This window comes from Pseudomonadota bacterium (assembly GCA_027620075.1).
GTDB lineage: Bacteria > Pseudomonadota > Alphaproteobacteria > Rickettsiales > UBA6187 > 1-14-0-20-39-49.
The window spans coordinates 112,673-130,565 of the sequence record JAQCEY010000003.1; the positions used below are offsets into that span (position 1 = coordinate 112,673).

Here is a 17,893-nt window from a genome sequence, read left to right on the forward strand (position 1 = left end):
GGCTTATCATAACTGCTTCAATTATAAAGGGCAAGGGAGCCTGTTAATCACTATATAAGATGTATCCCTTTCCCCTCTCCGTCTTTAGGTATCTTGGTTTTTTCGGGTCATTCTCTATTTTGTTCCTAAGCCTCGTCATCTGAACATCTACAGAGCGTTCATTGATACCGCCACATAATTTTGCCAGCTCTTCTCTGGTCACTGCCTTGCCTTTATTGCCGGCAAGGACTTTTAACAGCTTTGCTTCATTTGAAGTTACCGCAATATCACCGTCGGTATCCCAAAGTCTGCTGTTATTCGCATCAAACCGTATATTGCCAAATGCCAGTACGGAATCCGCATTCTTTTTTGTGCGTTGCAATATGCTTTGTACCCTGAGCATTAACTCCCTTGGGTCAAAAGGTTTTGCAAGATAGTCGTCCGCCCCCGATTCCAGCCCCGATATCCTGTCCTCAACCTCCCCCATTGCGGTAAGCATCAAGACAGGTACATCGCTTTTTCCACGCAGTTTGGCTGTAAACTCCACCCCTGTTTCATTCGGCATCATCACATCTACAATGATAAGATCGAAAATGAACTCATTAAGTTTTTCCCACGCATCTTTAGCATCGGGAGAAAGTGAAACGAAAAAACCTTTTTCTTTTAAGAACCTTCCCAAAAGATTTCTTATCCTGTCATCATCATCAACTACCAGAATGTGTGTAATATTTTGCATGAAAAGAATTATATATACTTACATACATTTTATAAAGACATACTTGTACTTATGCTCGCACTAACCACTTGCACTTTTCATCAATTACGGTATAAAATCCGCATGATAACAAAAAATGAAGTGAATAAAGATATGTCTGGACTCCCGTTTGATGACCGTGACGGTTATATATGGTTTAATGGTGAAATTATACAATGGCGTGACGCTAAGATACATGTCTTAAGTCATGGTTTACACTATGCCAGCAGCGTCTTTGAAGGAGAGCGTGCTTATAACGGAAAGATATTCAAGCTTACCGAGCATAGTGAACGTTTGAAAAAATCTGCTGAAATACTAGGCTTTGAAATTCCCTATAGCGTTGAACAGATAGACCGGTTCACTATGGACATATTGGAAAAACAAGGCATCAAAGACGGTTATATCCGCCCTGTGGCATGGCTTGGCAGCGAATATATGAAAATATACAGACAAGGTAACGTGCCTAATCTTGCTATTGCCGCATGGGAATGGCCTGCATATTTCCCTGAAGAATTATATAAAACAGGTATCAGCCTTTGTTGGTCGAGCTGGAAACGCCCTGCACCCGATACCGCACCTACTTCTGCGAAGGCGGCAGGCTTGTATATGATATGCACCATGTCTAAACGTCAGGCGGAAGAAGGCGGCTACCATGATGCGATGATGCTTGATTACCGCGGATATATTGCCGAGGCTACGGGTGCTAATTTCTTTATGGTATTAAACGGCGAGCTACATACACCGATAGCCGATTGCTTCCTTGACGGTATAACAAGACGCACAATAATCAGCCTTGCCAAAGAACTGGGCATAACTGTTGTTGAACGCCGCATCAAGCCTGTTGATTTACATGATGCAACCGAGGCTTTCCTGACCGGAACTGCCGCCGAACTAACTCCTGTAGGCTCAATAGGTGAATACAAATTCACTCCGGGAGAAGTTACTGAAAAACTAAAGAACGCTTATCATAATCTTGTAAGGTCGTAAATACTGGAAAGAACTTTACTAAAAATTTACTTACATGAACCAAGAAAACCTTATTAATGAAATAATTACAGCATTTTCAGGGGTGGTATTGGGAAAAGGTATAGGTTTGTGGGAAGCACAGGCTATTGACGACTATGAAACCGAAGAGGTTCGTCAAGAAAAACGAAAGAATGATGAAAAAATGGATTGGTCAAGGTTACTAGGATACTCTGAGCTTCAAAGATGTCATAGCAGCTTATCGTTCTTTGATGCCGACGGTATGAAGTTTCATTTACCTGTGTTTATGATAGGAAGTATCAAAAAAGAAGTTGATGATCCGATATTCCATCTTACTAGCTTAGATGAATATTCACAATCTAGATTTACCACTTTAAATCTGGAACAGAGAAAAGCCGTTGTCTCTTACTTAAACTGGTGTTTAAAAAATGATGATTATCAGTATGATCATCCACCTATTGAAAGAGCAATAAATGAATACTGGAAAAAAAGAATCTAAAGTGATAGTTAAACATTAAACTTTTCTCCGTCCGGAAGCTGCAAAACTCAAAGTTTCATTGAACAAAATCTTGATGCTATGAAAAAGCTAAAGGCTGAAGACATCGACGATGCTGAAGTTCAACCCTCCTCATTAATATTAAAGTTGGCGAGAAGTTTTTCCACCAACCTTAAAAAAGTTTTAGATGGTTGGCAAGATAACGTTGAGTTAAATGAAATCTTTTACCGCATCGCAGGAGAAACGAAATTGACAAAACACAAACAGATCAACGTGAATCGGATAGCAGGTATTTCAGAGATTTGGTCAGTGATTCATACAAAAAGCTAAATAGTCTAGGACATTTTGATATTCCACAAGATGGAATAGAAAGAAAGGCTTTTCTTCAAGCTGTTGAACTAAGTATGCAAAACCGTACTAATGAACGTTAAAATCAGTTATAACCATTATGCGAATTCCTTATCGCATCTTTTACGGCTGCTCTTTTTGCCTCAATGTCGACTTTAAGGTTCTCACCTTTTTTAAGATTATACATGTCATATAAATTCTCTATCATATCATCTGAATATTTATCTACTTCTTCTAGCATCTGTTTTTGCACGCCCGCAAACACAGTATCTAGTAATTTGTTGTCCAGAACATGTACCATACTATAGATTATCCTGCCCGACATTTCATCGCCGCTTTTATATATTTTTATGACTATATCGGTAAGTGCTTTTTCCGCTTCATCTTCCAATCCGCTATGTAGCAGCAGTAAAGCTCCCTGATATGAGGCAAATATATCATCATCTTTTACCATGATACCTGCCAGTTTTGCCTGACTGTCTTTAGGCAGGTCACGGGCAATTTTCACTACTCCTTCCAATCCATAATGTTCCTTCATTTCCTTATATTTTACAACGGACAGGTCGGAAAAAAGTATGTCCGCACTTTCTTGTTTATTTAAAAATTTGGGGTCGGGAATATAACTTGAAGCACCATAAGTATAGTTGCCCTTATCCTTGATTGCCATAATGGCGTATTTTGCCTGCATCTTTACATATTCATTATGTTCATTGCTATCATTTATTATCTCTTGCAATGCCGGTATAATATCTTCGGAAGCTTTATTACCGATAGCTGCAAGCGTTTCAAGCAGGGCTATCCTGTATGCAGAACCACGTTTGCTATATGCCCATTGCGGGTTCAGCTTTTGCACAATAATAGGCACAACCTCATGCGGCTTGGACTGCCCCGACATAGCCAGTTTTTCTTTTGCCTTTAATAATGCGATGATATCCTTTGGTAAACCGTGTTCACCGGTTCCTGCATTTTCCTCTATAACCGTTAACGCATCTTCATATAATTTTTCATCTGCGTAACTTGTATTTACAAAAGAAAATAATAACAATAATAACAATAATAAAATTACCCTGTTCATATTCTCACTATGATATATTATTGAGTTTAAAATAATAATATTACGTAAGATTTTATGGTTACATCATTATATGCCGGCTTACTAGCTTTTTTATTATTATCTCTTTCTATAATAGTGATAAAGGGACGCAGACAGGAACAAACGGCACTAGGCAGCGGTGGTTCAAGAATGCTTGAACAGCGTATAAGGGCGCAGGCAAATCTGGCAGAATATACTCCTATCGTACTTATCTTATTATTTGCCGCCGAAACTCAGGGCGTAAGCATATATTTAATTCACTTGATAGGTCTTCTGTTCTTTACAGGCAGGGTAGTTCATGCTTACGCCCTAATATCCTTTGAAAAATATGACGGCAACAAGCTTATAACATCGACAAAATACCGTAAGATAGGCATGGTCTGTACATTTTTGTCACTAGCTATACTGGCATCAACTAATATAATAGCTTACGCATATAAAACATTACAATAATTTAACTACTAATGATTCTTTATCGGTATTATTATAAAGTTATTGTTGAATGAACTCTATTGTCATCTCGGTCTACGGGTCGAGATGACGACTTAAATCACAGGAGATGCAATGATAAAAATATATCCGTATGAAGAATTAGGCGGAATGGAAATATCATGGCTAAAGGCAAAATATCATTTTAGCTTTTCCAACTACCACAACCCTAAGCGTATGGGATTCGGCAAGCTACGTGTAATAAATGACGATATTGTACGGGCAGGTCAGGGCTTTGACACCCACCCACACCGTGATATGGAAATTATCACATATGTTAAAAAAGGTGCTATCACCCACAAAGACAGTAACGGAAACGAAGGCAAGACCGGTGCCGGTAACGTTCAGGTAATGAGTGCCGGTACGGGAATCAGGCATAGCGAGTTCAACTTTGAAAACGAGGATACTTACCTTTACCAGATATGGATAGAGCCTGAAGAAAAAGGAGTTGCCCCACGATGGGACGCGGCAGAGTTTCCTTCACAGCCTGATAATGACAACTTACAACTGCTGGTATCGGGACGCAAGGAAGACTCGGAAAAAGGAGCTTTATATATCCACCAACAGGCATCAATTTACGGAGGACGTATAAAAGAAGGTAATACTCTTGAGCATCATATCCGCAATCAGATATATATTCTGGTATCAAATGGGCAGATAGAGATTGAAGGACAAAAGTTAAAAGAAGGTGACGGAGCTGAAATTACCGATAAAGAATCTATTTCAATAAGTGCTGTAAAAGACAGCGAAGTTCTTATTATTGACGTTCCGGAATAAAATTTATAATAAGTTCCGTGTTTAGATCCCCACCCTTGTGTGGGGATCTAAACTAAACATATTTTTAACGTCCTTGTTCCCTATCATTATCACGCCTCTGCTGTTCTCTTGCAGCATGGCTTCCGCTCCTATCCGGAGTCACAATATTTGCACCAGTATCTCTATCAATATCTTGTGCTGCCTGACCTGCTCCTCTATCGATTCCGTCATCAAGATCAGGTAAGAAAGGAGCCTGACCCGGTTGAATATTTACTAGTCGATCTACTCCCCTTTGAGGTAACGGAGGCGGGTTTTCAGGGTTACCTCGTCTTATCTGCTCCTCAGGAGTTCCGGGTTCTTCTGCTCTTGGTCTGACATTCCTTTGAGGCGATTCAGGCTCAGGTCGTCTTCTGTTATTTTCGTTATCCACTGTAAAACTCCTTGTTTATAATAAAAATATTAACTTTTTAACATCTTAACAAAAATAAACCTATTTTACAAGAGGCAGTTTATAATTGCAAAATTATCGGAGCGTGATCGGAAGGTTTTTCCCAATCTCTTGTTTGCGTTACTACATTATATGATAAAAGCCTGTCTTTTAAAGGAGAAGTCGTCCATATATGGTCAAGCCTTCTACCCCTGTCGGATTTTTTCCAGTCACGGTTACGGTAGCTCCACCAGCTATATGATTTTTCGTTATCGGGTATAAAGTGTCTTGCCGTATCTATCCAGCCGAATGTTTCCCTGAATCTATCAAGACCAACCCTTTCAGGTTCGGTATGGGAAACAACATTCCTAAGCTGCCTACTTGACCAGACATCATGCTCCATAGGAGCTATGTTAAAGTCACCCAATATTATTATTTTGTCTGTTTTTTTGCGGTTTGATGTAAACCACCTGTTCATGTAATCAACAAAATCCAGTTTGAATTTATATTTAGGATTAATATTAACATCAGGTTCATCACCACCGGCAGGTATATAAAAATTATGCAATTCTATCCCGTCAGGCAGCATAGTTGAGATGTGCCTTGAGTCAAAAGAACCTGCCATATTCTGTTTATCAACTCCCGCAAGTGGTATCTTGGATAATATGGCAACACCGTTATAGCTTTTCTCACCCCTGAACAATATATGTTCATACCCTATTTTTTTTATTGCCTTAACAGGAAATGACTCATCTACCACCTTTGTTTCCTGCAAACATAATATGTCCGGATTATGGAGCCTAGTAAATTCCTCCACTTGTTTTATCCTGAGCCTGACCGAATTAATATTCCAACTGGCTATTTTCATAATTTACTACTGATTTTATAGGTTATCCCTGAGTGTCTCTTTCTAAAAGCTGTAAGTTATTCCATGCTTTTTCATAGTGGGACGAGCTGGCTGAAAGTGCCTTAGCAAGATAGACTTTTGCCAATTCCTTGTCATTCGCCATACTTGCATAAAAACCAAGATTATTCATAACTTCGGCTTCGGAAAAATATCTTTCCAATATTACCTTAGCCATATTATGCTCTCCTGCCAGACCGTACAATAACGCAAGGTTAAGCTCTATTCTTTTTCTTTTTTCATCATCGCTTTGGTCAACAAGTGACACCGATTTTTCCAATATATCCTTACCACGCTTATAATCTCCGCCAAACGCAAGTGACAAACCTATATTATTCAATACGGTAGGATTATGTCCGTTATTTTTTATAGCAAGGTTATAATATTCCATCGACTCTTCAATATGTCCCTTTAAGGCATATATAACACCAAGTGCGTTTACGGCTTTCCACCTAGTATCGTCAAGGCTTACGACTTGACTGAGTATTTCAACTGCTGCCTGAAATTTTCCCAACACCAGATTGCACAAGCCCTTACCTTCGCTAGCGACAATATTTGCGGCATCGTTATTCAATATCCTGTCATATATGTTTATTGCCTTTCCGCAATTGCCGGTAAGCCTCAAAGCCTCGGCATAATATAACAGGCTTTCACTGCTGCTGTTTTCATTGATAAGTTTATCATACAGCGTTACGGCTTTTGGGTAGTCACCCTGTTTATAAAGGTCGTCAGCTTGTTTCAAGGAGTCAAAATTACTATTATTATCCTCTTTCTTATTACTTTTATTAAATGCCATATTATCGCCGTTAATATAGCTATAGCCGGAACATCCTGCTAAAAAGACGGTAAGTAATGTTATGTGTAAGAACACATTGAGTGATTTAAGCATGATATCAATAATTCCTAATCAAAATATATAGGATAATCATACTGCTCCGAATTGTAAGGGTCAACCTTTCTCGGAGGCGGCAGCTTTTTATCCTGATTCAGGTAGTAATAACTGCTATTATCCGCATCAGGATCGTATTTGGGATATCTTGTTCCGTAATTAGCGTCATTATCCTGAGGGTAGGGGGCAGATTGCTGATTATATTGCTGATTTGGATTGTAATATTGCTGCTGCGGCTGAACAGGAGCCGATTGATACCCTCGTAGCGGCGGCACATAATCGGCATCGTTGTCCTGAGGATAAGCATATTGCTGATTATATTGTTGTTTGTTGTACTCATTAGCACGCTGCTGCCTGTCAAAAATATTGGCTCTCCAGTCTTTTGACAGAGTATCCGAATCATACTTACTTTTAGGCACTGTAATATCAGGTCTCGCACAGGAGGTTGTTGCGGTCAAGACAAGCAAAATGGCAAATTTTTGCCATTTCATAAGCATTTTACTTTGAGTAAAAAAACTATTTTGCATCTTTTCCTTGCTACAATTTAATATATAATTAAAATATTTTCGCTAAAAAACTCGACAATTAAAAATATGGGGTCAAAAAGGATAAAAACTATATTTTTAGTAAAATAAATTTTTAAAACGTTTAATATAACATTTCTATATAAAGTCAAAGAGAAAAATGTTTATTTTTCAAAAATATTGCCTAACTTAAGACCCCTGAAAAGAACTCATTATCAATCAATAATGAATTGTGCATTCACATTAGCGGTTATAGTAAGCTCTCCCAAAGCAATAGTTCCCCCTGAAGACTCGGCATCCATTGACATTGCCATCATTCTCATGTGAGGCTGAGGTTGTACGGGAGAATTATATAAACTTGCGTTTATTCTGTATGGCTTACCTATAGAAACCCCTAAAGATTCAGCTATTGCCTCGGCATTCTTTTTAGCATCTTTTGCTGCCATTAGTTGTGCTTTCTTTTGTAGCTCATCAAATTTTGAGGAGGCGAAATTCACATTGTTTATATTTGTAACACCGGCATCTATTGCTTCTTCCAGTAGTGCCTCAAGCTTATCTGTTTCCTTTAATTTTACCGCAATACCTTTTTGGGTCTCAAAATGGCTGAAAACCTGCGTATTACAATTCTGATTGTCGGAAGGCACGAATCTGTCATTATTATTACACCTTACATATGTATATACGGGATTCACATTTATAAAATTGGTCTGGATATTTTTTTCTTCTATTTGAAGCTTGTTTTTCATGGCTTTTAAAAGTTTATCTGCCACTTCATCATTTTGTTTTTGTGCCTCTTTTAGGGACTTATCATTTTTTCGGATAGTAAAAGAAACATGAATTTCATCAGGCACAACCTGAACTTCAGCCTTACCGTTTACAGAAATAAGATTATAATCCTCTCCATCAGAATCGGCATATGCTTTTGAAAATAATGTAAACGATATAAAAAAAACTAATATGTACCTTAATGACATGCTCTTCCCCTGTTTTATAATTTTGCGTTTAAAATAGTACCGTATATATAAATTTTCAATTACAATTATCATTTATCCCTTTAATAATCTCCTAAAGTCACTCGGTCTTACGCATTTGGTGATGTACGAGACTATAAAGAAAGCTAGAATACCGCTTATTATCAGTCCGCTAAGTGCGATAAATTTTTGCATAAAAACGCCGGAAAGATAACTGCCCATAAAGCCCTGCATATAAAAAAGCATTACACCCATAACCGCAGAAGACAGCAACACTTTAAGCAACCTTATATTCAAACTCCTGTCAGCTTTATAAAGCCCTCTTTTTATTAAGATACCGCAAAGTAACGATGTATTGAGCCATGATGAAAACGAGGTTGCAACCGCAAGCCCTACATGCCCTATATATCTTATCAGTATCAGGCTTATGGTAACATTTGCCACCAGACATATTGCAGCGATTTTTACAGGTGTCTTCGTATCTCCGTTAGCGAAGAAAGAGGGCAAAAATATCTTTATCATAACAAAGGCAGGCAGCCCTACTGCATACGCTATCAGTGCCGCAGAGGTTGCTTTTGTTTCCTCCGCCCCGAACTGCCCCCTTTCAAACATGACCGATATCAAAGGCTCGGCAATTATCATTAATGCCAACGCCGCAGGTATGGTAAATATCATTACTATTTCCAAAGCTCTGTTTTGCGTATTTATCGCCTCATCTAATTTTTTACCCTTTATCTGGCGTGAAAGCATAGGCAATAAGGCAGTTCCCATAGCCGTACCTATTATAGCAAGCGGAAACTGAACCAACCTGTCGGCATAATAAAGGTAGGAAACCGCTCCTGCCATAGTTGTTGCGATAACGGTATTTATCCATAGATTTATCTGTGTAACTCCACCGCCTATAATCCCCGGAACCATTCTTTTTAGAAGAATTTTCACGTCATCATCTAATTTCGGCAATGAAAGATATATCCTTGCACCGTTTTTATATGCGGCAACGCCCACCCACAAAAACTGTATCACACCAGACACCATAACTGCCCAAGCAAGTGCATGTGCGGGAGTGTCGGTATATTTAGCCACCACCAAAAGGGCAAATATACAGCATATATTAAGCCATATGGGTGCAGATGCGGCAACGGCGAACTTACCGAAACTATTTAGCACGCCGCTAAATAGGGACATCAGGGAAATAAACAGTAAATACGGAAAAACTATCCTGCCGAACTGTACTGTTACATCGAATTTTTCCGCATCGTCTAAAAAGCCGGGGGCAAGCACATGCATAACCGCAGGCATGAATATCTGCATAATTATGGTCAGACACAATAATATGAAGAACATGAAAGAAAGGACGTGGCTTGCAAAGCTTACCGCTTCATCTTTGCCTTTTTCTTCCAGCTTTCCGGCAAACAGTGGAACAAATGCGGCATTGAACGCTCCTTCTGCCGACAGAGTCCTAAAAAAATTAGGCAGACGAAATGCGACAAAGAAGGCATCAGCTAAGAACCCCGCCCCTAATACGGACGCTATTAATATATCCCTGATATATCCTAGTATCCTTGAGCAAAGGGTGAATCCTCCCACTGTAAAAGCTGATTTGAATAATGACATAACTTATTATTTTTTATTTCCGCTATAATTTTGTTCTACTAAAATAAAGTAACTTTGAATTTAATTTACTTCTCGTGTCAAAAAAGTTTCCTAACTTTTTAGAATGTGGATTCCACTATAATTTTGCTCTACTAGCAAAATTCGTGGAATGACAAAATATATATTCGCAAAAAGACACTTTAAAACAAATACTCGCTTCACAGTCCGCTGGCAATTAAAAATATAACGTGATATATAGTTCTTCAAATTGATAAGGGAAATAATATATGGTTACGGCATTACAGATAATCGGCGGACTTGTTCTATTATTTATAGGCGGAGAGATTCTGGTTCGTGGGGCTGTAGCTTTGGCAAAAGATTTGGGTCTTTCGGCATTTATTATCGGTCTTACGGTGGTAGCCTACGGCACATCAAGCCCTGAGCTTGTAATAAGCGTGCAATCGGCTTTGGATAACCACCCCGATATTGCACTGGGCAACGTAATAGGAAGTAATATAAGCAATATATTATGCGTTATAGGATTAACGGCTCTTATCTGTCCGATTGCTATAGATAAAAAAGAAAGCGGTTTTGACGGCAAGATTATGCTTGGGGTCACAGCCTTACTAACCGCCTTATGCTTCCTTGGAATGTTAAATATAATATCGGCAGTAATATTCTTAGGAACGTTGGTAGGCTATACGTATTTTATTTTTCATAATGAAAAAAAGAAAAAAAGACAGCAGAAATTATCCGAAGATACAACCGCAGAGATTGAAGAGCAGTTAAAAGTAAGCCTGAGCCGATGGCAGGCTATAGCCTTTTGTATTGGCGGAATAATCCTTCTTATGCTGGGTGGCGATACTCTTATAACAGGTGCTGTTACCTTAGCGAAAATGGCGGGTTTATCCGAAGCGGTTATCGGCGTTACCCTTATTGCTATGGGAGGCTCCGCTCCTGAGCTTATAACCTCTGTGGTAGCCGCATTTCATAAAAAATCCGATATAGCACTCGGTAACATAATCGGCAGCAATTTGTTCAACATACTTGGCATACTGGGAATCACCACTGCACTTAGTCCTATTGAAGTGGCTCCTAAATTTTTAGAACAGGACTTACCTATCCTTGCGTTAACTACCGTTGCCCTACTGGCTGTTATGCTTATGCGTCCTGTCATTTCAAGGTTTGCAGGGTGTTTATTCTTTGCAGGATATATAGGTTATTTAGGATTGCAGTTTTATAGTTGATGTATGTCATGGAAGAACTTGTTTCATCACCTCTAACGTGACAAAGAAGATACTGAAATAAATTCAGTATGACAAAAATTCTGTTTCTTGAACACTCCTGAAAAAACAGTTTCAAAATATTGTGGCTAAACCTAAAAAAATATTTATAATCCGCAGGCATGCAGAAATTATTAAAACTCTCATGTACTATTGACAGCACAAACCGCACTATAGGCAGGTTATTTTCATGGCTGGCACTTGCTATGGTTTTGTTGATGTTCTTTAATGTAATTAGCCGTTATGTGTTAAACATAAACCTTGTATGGCAGCAGGAGCTTGTGGGCTTCATGCATGCTATTTTATTTTTGGCGACTGCCGGTTATACCCTGCTTGATGATAAACATGTGCGTGTCGATGTATTATATCAGCAACTAAATAAACGTAAAAAAGCCGTAGTTGAACTTGTTGGTACTATAATATTCTTATTTCCCGTATGCTTTGCCGTCAGTTATTTTTCATTCGAGTTTATTTCAAGTTCATGGGAGATAAAAGAATCCTCGTCCGAATATAACGGTATGCCGGGAGTATTCTTTTTAAAATCGTTTATCTGGGTATTTTGTTTTACAATTTTCACGCAGGGAATTTCGACCATCTGTAAATCAATTATTACTTTACAGGAGAAGGAATGACCATTCTTCTTACCATAATGCTGATAACTCTTTTTTGTGCCTTGCTCTCAGGCTTCCCCGTAGCATTTGTCCTATCGGGAGTTTCGCTTATTTTTGCCTGTATAGGTTCAACGCTTGGTTTGTTCGATATGGCATATCTATCGGCACTACCTAACCGCATATACGGCATAATGCGAAATGACCTGTTGATATCAATACCGCTATTCGTTTTTATGGGCGTAATGCTTGAACGGGCTAAAATAGCCGAAGAGCTATTGGAAGGCATGTCACTGGCATTTGGTAAAATGAGTTCCGGTCTTGGAGTATCGGTTGTTCTGGTGGGGGCGATACTTGCCGCCTCAACAGGGATAGTTGGGGCTACCGTTGTAACTATGGGGCTTATATCATTGCCTACTATGCTGAAAGCCGGTTACTGCCCTCGCATATCGTCAGGTACTATATGTGCAGCCGGTACTTTGGGACAGATAATTCCGCCATCTATAGTCCTGATATTACTTGGCGACCAGATATCGAGTGCCAATCAGACGGCACAAATGAAAATGGGTAATTTGTCACCCGATCCGGTTTCAATTGCCGATTTGTTCGTAGGTGCGTTGATACCGGGGCTAATCCTTGTCATATTATACATAGCGTGGCTTATTATATATAGTAAGTTATTTCCCGATAAAACACCTGCACAAAAAACAAAAAAAGATATAAGATTCACAGACCTGACGAAATCTTTATTGCCTCCTTTGCTACTTATATTAATAGTTCTCGGCTCTATTTTGACAGGAGTTGCCACGGCAACCGAATCTGCCGCAGTAGGTGCTGTCGGTGCTATCATATTATCATTCTTCAAAAAAGAATTTAATCTGAAAAATCTCAATGAGGTAATGCGTTCTACCGCTAAAGTTTCCTCAATGGTTTTTACCATATTAATAGGTGCGGCTATATTTACTCTGGTATTTAGGGGATTTGGCGGTGATGATATCGTACATTCAATATTGGGCGACTTGCCGGGTGGTTTGTTCACCGCAATGTTGCTTACTATGGTTGTGATGTTCCTGCTAGGGTTCTTCCTTGACTTTATTGAGATAATATTCGTGGTAGTACCGATAGTAGCACCTATATTATTGATGATAGGGGCTGACCCTATATGGCTGGCTATAATGATAGCCGTAAACCTGCAAACATCTTTCCTTACACCGCCTTTTGGTTTTGCGTTGTTTTATTTAAGGGGAGTAGCACCCGCATCGGTATTAAGCTCGGACATATATAAAGGTATAATACCTTTTGTTGTAATACAGATTGTAGTGCTATGCCTTTTGGCGGCTTTCCCTCCATTATCAACCAAGCTCCCTGAGATTGTTTACGGCAAGGTAAAAGCCGCACCGCATCAGTTGGAGGTTGAAACTTATGATGATGAAGGCAGTGTGGATTTTTAGGCCGTGTTCATTAATTATGTCATCACATGGCGATAAGTTATCTTATAATGCGTTCATTAGATACCGGAACTATGGAAAGTATGAAAATGCTTTTTGAAAAATTAAAATGCTAAAAACAGTTTTCTTTAGCCGGAAACTTGCCTGATTTAACCTCTTTACTATATGCTTTTGCGGCTTTTTCAAGTTCCTCGGCAACATTTCCGAAGCGTTTTACAAATTTAGGTTTAAAATCCTGAAACAGACCGGACATATCTTCGCTAACCAGTATCTGTCCGTCACACTGGGCAGAACCGCCAATCCCTATAACGGGTATTTCAAGTTCTTTAGCCACATCGGCGGCAAGCTGCTCTATCACACCTTCTATCACAACGGAAAAAGCACCTGCATTTTGAACGGCTATAGCGTCCTGCATTATTTTTTCTCTGCCCTCTTTGGTTTTACCCCTGCAACTATAGCCGCCATATGCGTTGACCCTCTGTGGCATAAGCCCTACATGACCCATCACAGGTATGCCCCTTTGTACAAGAAAGTCTATGGTATCGGTCATTTCAGTGCCACCTTCAAGCTTCACTCCCTGACACCCTGTACCGCTTATGATTTTAGCTGCGTTTTCAAATGCCTGCGATACGGAACTTTGATAACTTCCGAAAGGCATATCGACTATAACGCATGCTTTTTTAGAACCACGCATTACGGCAAGCCCGTGATTTATCATCATATCGACGGTAACCGGCAATGTTGATTCCATGCCGTAAAGCACCATTCCGACCGAATCACCTACCAGAAGCAGGTCTACGTGTTCGTCAAGAATTTTGGCGAAGGGAGCCGAATAAGCTGTAAGGCAAACGATAGGCTCACCGTTCTTACGCTTTTTAATATCAACTACGGAAGTTCTTTTTGTTATCATATCGGTATATTTTATATAACAATGTAAGAATAAGTCACGCAAAAAACATTGATTAGAAATATATTTTCGATACAATCCGTCAAGAAATTTATCAGGCAGTTTAATAAATGTCCATAGCTTCGGTTGTTGTTGTTTTTGTAATATTATGGTGGCTTGTATTGTTCATAGCTCTTCCTATAGGAGTAAATCCTGAAGAAAATCCCGATTCGGGCAATATGAAGGGTGCGCCGAAGAATCCCGATTTAAAAAAGAAGATAATAGCAACTACAATAATCACCGTTATTCTCACAACTGCATATTATTTTGCCGTTGAAAAAGGCTATATCGGTTTTTTTGATCACGACTCTTTACAACAACCATTCTAAAAAAATAGAATTTAATTCGTTAAAATACTACCTATACCAAGAGTTTCCCGATATTTTGCCCTTTACTTTGTAATCATTTTGATTATAATGCATGCGTTGCATCAACGCTAAAAAAACGGAGAAAAAAATGAGCAACCCAGCACTCGCAGAGTATATCTGGTTGGACGGTACTGTACCTGTTCGTCAGATTCGTTCAAAAGCAAAGGTGGTTAGCCTTTCTGATAACCCTAAGATAGAAGATTTTCCCGAGTGGAGCTTTGACGGTTCTTCAACCTCACAGGCAACGGGAGATAATTCGGACTGTATGTTAAGACCTATTAATTTTGTTAAAGACCCTATCCGTGGCGAAGGTAACTACATAGTAATGTGTGAAGTTTTCAATGCCGACGATTCTGTGCATGAATCAAATTCCAGAGCCCAGCTAAGGGCTGTTCTTGATGCAGGTGCGGCAGGTAAAGAACCGTGGATCGGCTTTGAGCAGGAATATACTTTGTTCCAGAGAAACATTCCGCTAGGCTGGCCTGAGCATGGCTATCCGGCTCCGCAAGGTCCTTATTACTGCGGTGTAGGAACAGAGCAGATATTCGGAAGAGAAATTGCTGAAGAACATGCTGCGGTGTGTCTTGCTGCCGGTATCATATTCTATGGTATCAATGCTGAAGTTATGCCCGGACAGTGGGAATTCCAGATCGGTTACAGAGGTGTCGATAACGAGGATAACGGCGTATTGAATATTTGTGACCACATGTGGATAGCACGTTGGTTACTTCACCGTATCGCAGAAGAATATGATGTTCATGTTTCTTTCGAGAACAAGCCTATAAAAGGTGACTGGAACGGCGCGGGAATGCATACTAACTTCTCTACCAACGAAACCCGTGATAAAAACAAGGGTAAAGCTGCTATTGACGATGCCGTTGCTCGCCTTTCTAAAAAGCACGATAAACATATTCCTCTATACGGTCATAACCTACACGAAAGACTTACGGGTCGCCATGAAACTTCAAGCATACATGAGTTCAGTGCAGGCACTGCCGATCGCGGTCGCTCTATCCGTGTGCCGCTTGGTGTGGTTCAAAAAGGATACGGCTATTTCGAGGACAGACGTCCGGGTGCAAACTCCGATCCTTATCTTGTAGCGGCACGTATTACTGCTACGGTATGCGATACTGATGAAAATGTTTTTACTTTTAATAACTGGCCTAGACAAAAAGCCGCCTGAAAGGAATAACTTTTTCAAAGAATAAAAAAGCCGGAGAGTTTTCTCCGGCTTTTTTTGTATATAGCCCGCCGAAATTTTTTCTTGAAAAGAAAAATATTACAATTATTCTAAAATTAAACAACAATGTCATTGTTTTGGAGGGGCGGTATGGGAAATAACAAGCCAAAAGCCTATAGCGGAAAGAACAGAACCAAACAAAAACGTGAGGATAAAAGGCGAAGTCAGCCAGAATCAAAACTTAATTTCCAAAACAATCATGACAACAAAAGTATCGATGGTCGGAAAGTTTTACAGTCCATATCCTCAACTTCCTTGAGCGAACTTAGCGATTCAATACAAACAGATGACTTGCATGATGTATTAGATGAATTTGAAGGTCGCGGTCGATTAATTTTAGAAGGTTATGAAAGTGCTTCAAGCAAACCGCCTTCAAGACAACAATCCAATGAAGATTTGCAAGCCGATTCCGTTATAAAAATAGATCTGCAAAAATCAGCCGATATAGGAGAGTTGTTAGAACGGATAGATAGCAGTGTTAACCCTAGCTCTAAAGTCGTCGGCAAATCCGGCAATAACGATTATATATCAACAGACAGCTTAAACTTCGTATTCGTACAAAAGCATGAGCTAAAAAGAAGCAAGTCATACGAAGAACTATTAAACCGTCAGCAAGAACAAAACGGCAAAGGGTTTTTGGGGCGTTTTTTTAGCTAGACCGTTTTTAGTTGCTTACCTTCCAAGTAACAGGAACAGCCCAGATATTGTGCTGTTTTTTTCATATCCTCACCATGTTCAAGTGAATGGATTATAACATAACCTTCTTTTTGCAGGCTCTCAATTTTTGCCGCACCCGTATCAAAGGGTATCAAAACCTTCTCTTTAGCGACAGGGCGAGGCAATAACCTGAACAACTCGTTCACATATAAAGTCGCACCGATACCGCTACCGTCTTCATCTATCTTATACCTTCCGCCACGCCCGAGTTCTGCCTTGGCTCCTTTAGCAAAAATAGAAAACCCTATTCCCGAGTGATAGCTAAACTGTCCGGCTCCAAGGGGGTCTGTGGATATCTGAACGTCAGGCAACTTGTCCTTAACTATATTGATAACTTCTACAAGGCGGTAAAACAGCACCTTTGCAGAATCAGGGACTGCTATATTAGAGATATCCTCACTCATGATATTGTAATTTATGAGTTTTAATATCAACTCGGCTCCTTCGCCTGCCAGATTGTTGATAGCAGTTTCATCTTTCCTTTTTATTGCCGAAAAAAGCGGCTTACGATCTTCTTTTTTAAAGCCGAGTTCTTTAAGGACTATCCCCGCCAAATCGGGCAAATTAAAATCTATGCACAGCCTTTTAACACCGGCGGCTTTTAATGCTCCCAGAGCCACAATTACAACCTCCGCATCGGCATAGGCGTTATCAACGCCTATAAGTTCTATGCCCGTCTGTGTGAATTGGCGTTCTGCGTGCAGACCGTCACCTTTTACCCTGAATACGTCACCTGCATATGAGAGCCTTAGCGGCTTTGGTGTATTAACCAGCCTTGTTGCGGCTATTCTGGCTATCTGAACGGTCATATCGGAACGCACACCCATCATCTTATCTGATTGCGGATCCATAAAGCGGAACGTGTTTTTCTTTAAAAAGCGTCCGGCACCTGCGAAAAGGCTATCTTCATATTCAATAGCCGGCGGAGATACTTTCTGGTAACCGAAACCTTCAACATGCTTTGATATCTTTGCCACTATATTTATTTGCGCTCCGGCTTTCGGGAATAACAAATCATGCAGCCCTGTAGGCAATAATGCTTTATTCATTTTATTTCTCAACTTTAGTCAATTAAA

21 protein-coding genes are annotated in these 17,893 nt (G+C 39.7%); 11 read left to right on the top strand and 10 right to left on the bottom strand.

What is annotated here, in order from left to right; genetic code table 11:
* Positions 1-43: 43 nt before the first annotated feature.
* Positions 44-715 carry a response regulator transcription factor gene (locus tag O2942_06075; protein MDA0781815.1) on the bottom strand — a complete coding sequence of 224 codons (672 nt, stop codon included), beginning with the start codon at positions 713-715 and terminating at the stop codon, positions 44-46.
* Positions 716-847: 132 nt separating this feature from the next.
* Here O2942_06075 and O2942_06080 point away from each other — a divergent pair, with 132 nt between their 5' ends.
* The 3 genes from O2942_06080 (at position 848) to O2942_06090 (ending at position 2,543) form a co-directional block, all read left to right on the top strand.
* Positions 848-1,720: a branched-chain amino acid aminotransferase gene (locus O2942_06080; GenBank protein MDA0781816.1), complete on the top strand. Its 873-nt coding sequence runs from the start codon at positions 848-850 to the stop codon at positions 1,718-1,720.
* Positions 1,721-1,754: 34 nt separating this feature from the next.
* Positions 1,755-2,216, top strand: coding sequence for a hypothetical protein (locus O2942_06085; GenBank protein ID MDA0781817.1), 462 nt, complete (start codon positions 1,755-1,757; stop codon positions 2,214-2,216).
* Positions 2,217-2,294: 78 nt separating this feature from the next.
* On the top strand, positions 2,295-2,543 hold the full coding sequence (locus O2942_06090) for a hypothetical protein (protein MDA0781818.1): 249 nt from the start codon (positions 2,295-2,297) through the stop codon (positions 2,541-2,543).
* Positions 2,544-2,646: 103 nt separating this feature from the next.
* Here the strand turns inward: O2942_06090 and O2942_06095 are convergent, their stop codons facing one another.
* Positions 2,647-3,636: a hypothetical protein gene (locus O2942_06095; protein ID MDA0781819.1), complete on the bottom strand. Its 990-nt coding sequence runs from the start codon at positions 3,634-3,636 to the stop codon at positions 2,647-2,649.
* A gap of 54 nt (positions 3,637-3,690) precedes the next feature.
* Here O2942_06095 and O2942_06100 point away from each other — a divergent pair, with 54 nt between their 5' ends.
* Positions 3,691-4,107: an MAPEG family protein gene (locus O2942_06100; protein ID MDA0781820.1), complete on the top strand. Its 417-nt coding sequence runs from the start codon at positions 3,691-3,693 to the stop codon at positions 4,105-4,107.
* Between the two features lie 111 nt (positions 4,108-4,218).
* A complete protein-coding gene (locus O2942_06105) occupies positions 4,219-4,920 on the top strand; it encodes a pirin family protein (protein MDA0781821.1) in 702 nt (233 codons plus the stop codon).
* A 64-nt stretch (positions 4,921-4,984) separates the two neighbouring features.
* Here the strand turns inward: O2942_06105 and O2942_06110 are convergent, their stop codons facing one another.
* The 6 genes from O2942_06110 to murJ all read right to left on the bottom strand — a co-directional run bounded on the left by O2942_06110 (position 4,985) and on the right by murJ (position 10,228).
* On the bottom strand, positions 4,985-5,329 hold the full coding sequence (locus tag O2942_06110; GenBank protein MDA0781822.1) for a hypothetical protein: 345 nt from the start codon (positions 5,327-5,329) through the stop codon (positions 4,985-4,987).
* A gap of 79 nt (positions 5,330-5,408) precedes the next feature.
* On the bottom strand, positions 5,409-6,194 hold the full coding sequence (gene xth, locus O2942_06115) for an exodeoxyribonuclease III (GenBank protein MDA0781823.1): 786 nt from the start codon (positions 6,192-6,194) through the stop codon (positions 5,409-5,411).
* Positions 6,195-6,216: 22 nt separating this feature from the next.
* The gene (locus O2942_06120; protein MDA0781824.1) at positions 6,217-7,119 is read right to left on the bottom strand and encodes a tetratricopeptide repeat protein; all 903 of its coding nucleotides are present in this window, start codon (positions 7,117-7,119) and stop codon (positions 6,217-6,219) included.
* Between the two features lie 14 nt (positions 7,120-7,133).
* Positions 7,134-7,610, bottom strand: coding sequence for a hypothetical protein (locus O2942_06125; GenBank protein MDA0781825.1), 477 nt, complete (start codon positions 7,608-7,610; stop codon positions 7,134-7,136).
* 248 nt (positions 7,611-7,858) lie between these two features.
* Positions 7,859-8,617 (bottom strand): SIMPL domain-containing protein, encoded by a 759-nt coding sequence (locus O2942_06130; protein MDA0781826.1) that lies wholly within the window; start codon positions 8,615-8,617, stop codon positions 7,859-7,861.
* A 72-nt stretch (positions 8,618-8,689) separates the two neighbouring features.
* Positions 8,690-10,228 carry a murein biosynthesis integral membrane protein MurJ gene (gene murJ, locus O2942_06135; protein ID MDA0781827.1) on the bottom strand — a complete coding sequence of 513 codons (1,539 nt, stop codon included), beginning with the start codon at positions 10,226-10,228 and terminating at the stop codon, positions 8,690-8,692.
* A 266-nt stretch (positions 10,229-10,494) separates the two neighbouring features.
* Here murJ and O2942_06140 point away from each other — a divergent pair, with 266 nt between their 5' ends.
* The 3 genes from O2942_06140 to O2942_06150 all read left to right on the top strand — a co-directional run bounded on the left by O2942_06140 (position 10,495) and on the right by O2942_06150 (position 13,549).
* Positions 10,495-11,454: a calcium/sodium antiporter gene (locus O2942_06140; GenBank protein MDA0781828.1), complete on the top strand. Its 960-nt coding sequence runs from the start codon at positions 10,495-10,497 to the stop codon at positions 11,452-11,454.
* Between the two features lie 158 nt (positions 11,455-11,612).
* Complete coding sequence (locus O2942_06145) at positions 11,613-12,122, top strand: TRAP transporter small permease subunit (protein MDA0781829.1); 510 nt, start codon at positions 11,613-11,615, stop codon at positions 12,120-12,122.
* A complete protein-coding gene (locus O2942_06150; protein ID MDA0781830.1) occupies positions 12,119-13,549 on the top strand; it encodes a TRAP transporter large permease subunit in 1,431 nt (476 codons plus the stop codon). Before O2942_06145 ends, O2942_06150 begins: the two co-directional genes overlap by 4 nt.
* 109 nt (positions 13,550-13,658) lie before the next feature.
* Here O2942_06150 and panB read toward each other — a convergent pair whose 3' ends face one another.
* Complete coding sequence (panB, locus tag O2942_06155) at positions 13,659-14,456, bottom strand: 3-methyl-2-oxobutanoate hydroxymethyltransferase (GenBank protein MDA0781831.1); 798 nt, start codon at positions 14,454-14,456, stop codon at positions 13,659-13,661.
* A gap of 107 nt (positions 14,457-14,563) precedes the next feature.
* Here panB and O2942_06160 point away from each other — a divergent pair, with 107 nt between their 5' ends.
* From O2942_06160 to O2942_06170, 3 genes are all read left to right on the top strand, one after another.
* Positions 14,564-14,821: a DUF1467 family protein gene (locus O2942_06160; protein MDA0781832.1), complete on the top strand. Its 258-nt coding sequence runs from the start codon at positions 14,564-14,566 to the stop codon at positions 14,819-14,821.
* A 127-nt stretch (positions 14,822-14,948) separates the two neighbouring features.
* Positions 14,949-16,043, top strand: a complete 1,095-nt coding sequence (locus tag O2942_06165; GenBank protein MDA0781833.1) for a glutamine synthetase beta-grasp domain-containing protein — start codon at positions 14,949-14,951, stop codon at positions 16,041-16,043.
* A 147-nt stretch (positions 16,044-16,190) separates the two neighbouring features.
* Entirely contained in the window at positions 16,191-16,757 is a 567-nt protein-coding gene (locus O2942_06170; protein ID MDA0781834.1) for a hypothetical protein, read from the top strand.
* Here the strand turns inward: O2942_06170 and O2942_06175 are convergent.
* Positions 16,754-17,866 carry an ATP phosphoribosyltransferase regulatory subunit gene (locus tag O2942_06175; protein MDA0781835.1) on the bottom strand — a complete coding sequence of 371 codons (1,113 nt, stop codon included), beginning with the start codon at positions 17,864-17,866 and terminating at the stop codon, positions 16,754-16,756. The two genes, O2942_06170 and O2942_06175, sit on opposite strands and share 4 nt — an antisense overlap.
* Positions 17,867-17,893: the final 27 nt, after the last annotated feature.

Bases quoted from the DNA above. Each gene is read 5' to 3' on its own strand.
- O2942_06075 (MDA0781815.1), bottom strand. From the start codon at position 715: ATGCAAAATATTACACACATTCTGGTAGTTGATGATGATGACAGGATA.
- O2942_06080 (MDA0781816.1), top strand. From the start codon at position 848: ATGTCTGGACTCCCGTTTGATGACCGTGACGGTTATATATGGTTTAAT.
- O2942_06085 (MDA0781817.1), top strand. From the start codon at position 1,755: ATGAACCAAGAAAACCTTATTAATGAAATAATTACAGCATTTTCAGGG.
- O2942_06090 (MDA0781818.1), top strand. From the start codon at position 2,295: ATGAAAAAGCTAAAGGCTGAAGACATCGACGATGCTGAAGTTCAACCC.
- O2942_06095 (MDA0781819.1), bottom strand. From the start codon at position 3,636: ATGAACAGGGTAATTTTATTATTGTTATTATTGTTATTATTTTCTTTT.
- O2942_06100 (MDA0781820.1), top strand. From the start codon at position 3,691: ATGGTTACATCATTATATGCCGGCTTACTAGCTTTTTTATTATTATCT.
- O2942_06105 (MDA0781821.1), top strand. From the start codon at position 4,219: ATGATAAAAATATATCCGTATGAAGAATTAGGCGGAATGGAAATATCA.
- xth (MDA0781823.1), bottom strand. From the start codon at position 6,194: ATGAAAATAGCCAGTTGGAATATTAATTCGGTCAGGCTCAGGATAAAA.
- O2942_06120 (MDA0781824.1), bottom strand. From the start codon at position 7,119: ATGCTTAAATCACTCAATGTGTTCTTACACATAACATTACTTACCGTC.
- O2942_06125 (MDA0781825.1), bottom strand. From the start codon at position 7,610: ATGAAATGGCAAAAATTTGCCATTTTGCTTGTCTTGACCGCAACAACC.
- O2942_06130 (MDA0781826.1), bottom strand. From the start codon at position 8,617: ATGTCATTAAGGTACATATTAGTTTTTTTTATATCGTTTACATTATTT.
- murJ (MDA0781827.1), bottom strand. From the start codon at position 10,228: ATGTCATTATTCAAATCAGCTTTTACAGTGGGAGGATTCACCCTTTGC.
- O2942_06140 (MDA0781828.1), top strand. From the start codon at position 10,495: ATGGTTACGGCATTACAGATAATCGGCGGACTTGTTCTATTATTTATA.
- O2942_06145 (MDA0781829.1), top strand. From the start codon at position 11,613: ATGCAGAAATTATTAAAACTCTCATGTACTATTGACAGCACAAACCGC.
- O2942_06150 (MDA0781830.1), top strand. From the start codon at position 12,119: ATGACCATTCTTCTTACCATAATGCTGATAACTCTTTTTTGTGCCTTG.
- panB (MDA0781831.1), bottom strand. From the start codon at position 14,456: ATGATAACAAAAAGAACTTCCGTAGTTGATATTAAAAAGCGTAAGAAC.
- O2942_06160 (MDA0781832.1), top strand. From the start codon at position 14,564: ATGTCCATAGCTTCGGTTGTTGTTGTTTTTGTAATATTATGGTGGCTT.
- O2942_06165 (MDA0781833.1), top strand. From the start codon at position 14,949: ATGAGCAACCCAGCACTCGCAGAGTATATCTGGTTGGACGGTACTGTA.
- O2942_06170 (MDA0781834.1), top strand. From the start codon at position 16,191: ATGGGAAATAACAAGCCAAAAGCCTATAGCGGAAAGAACAGAACCAAA.
- O2942_06175 (MDA0781835.1), bottom strand. From the start codon at position 17,866: ATGAATAAAGCATTATTGCCTACAGGGCTGCATGATTTGTTATTCCCG.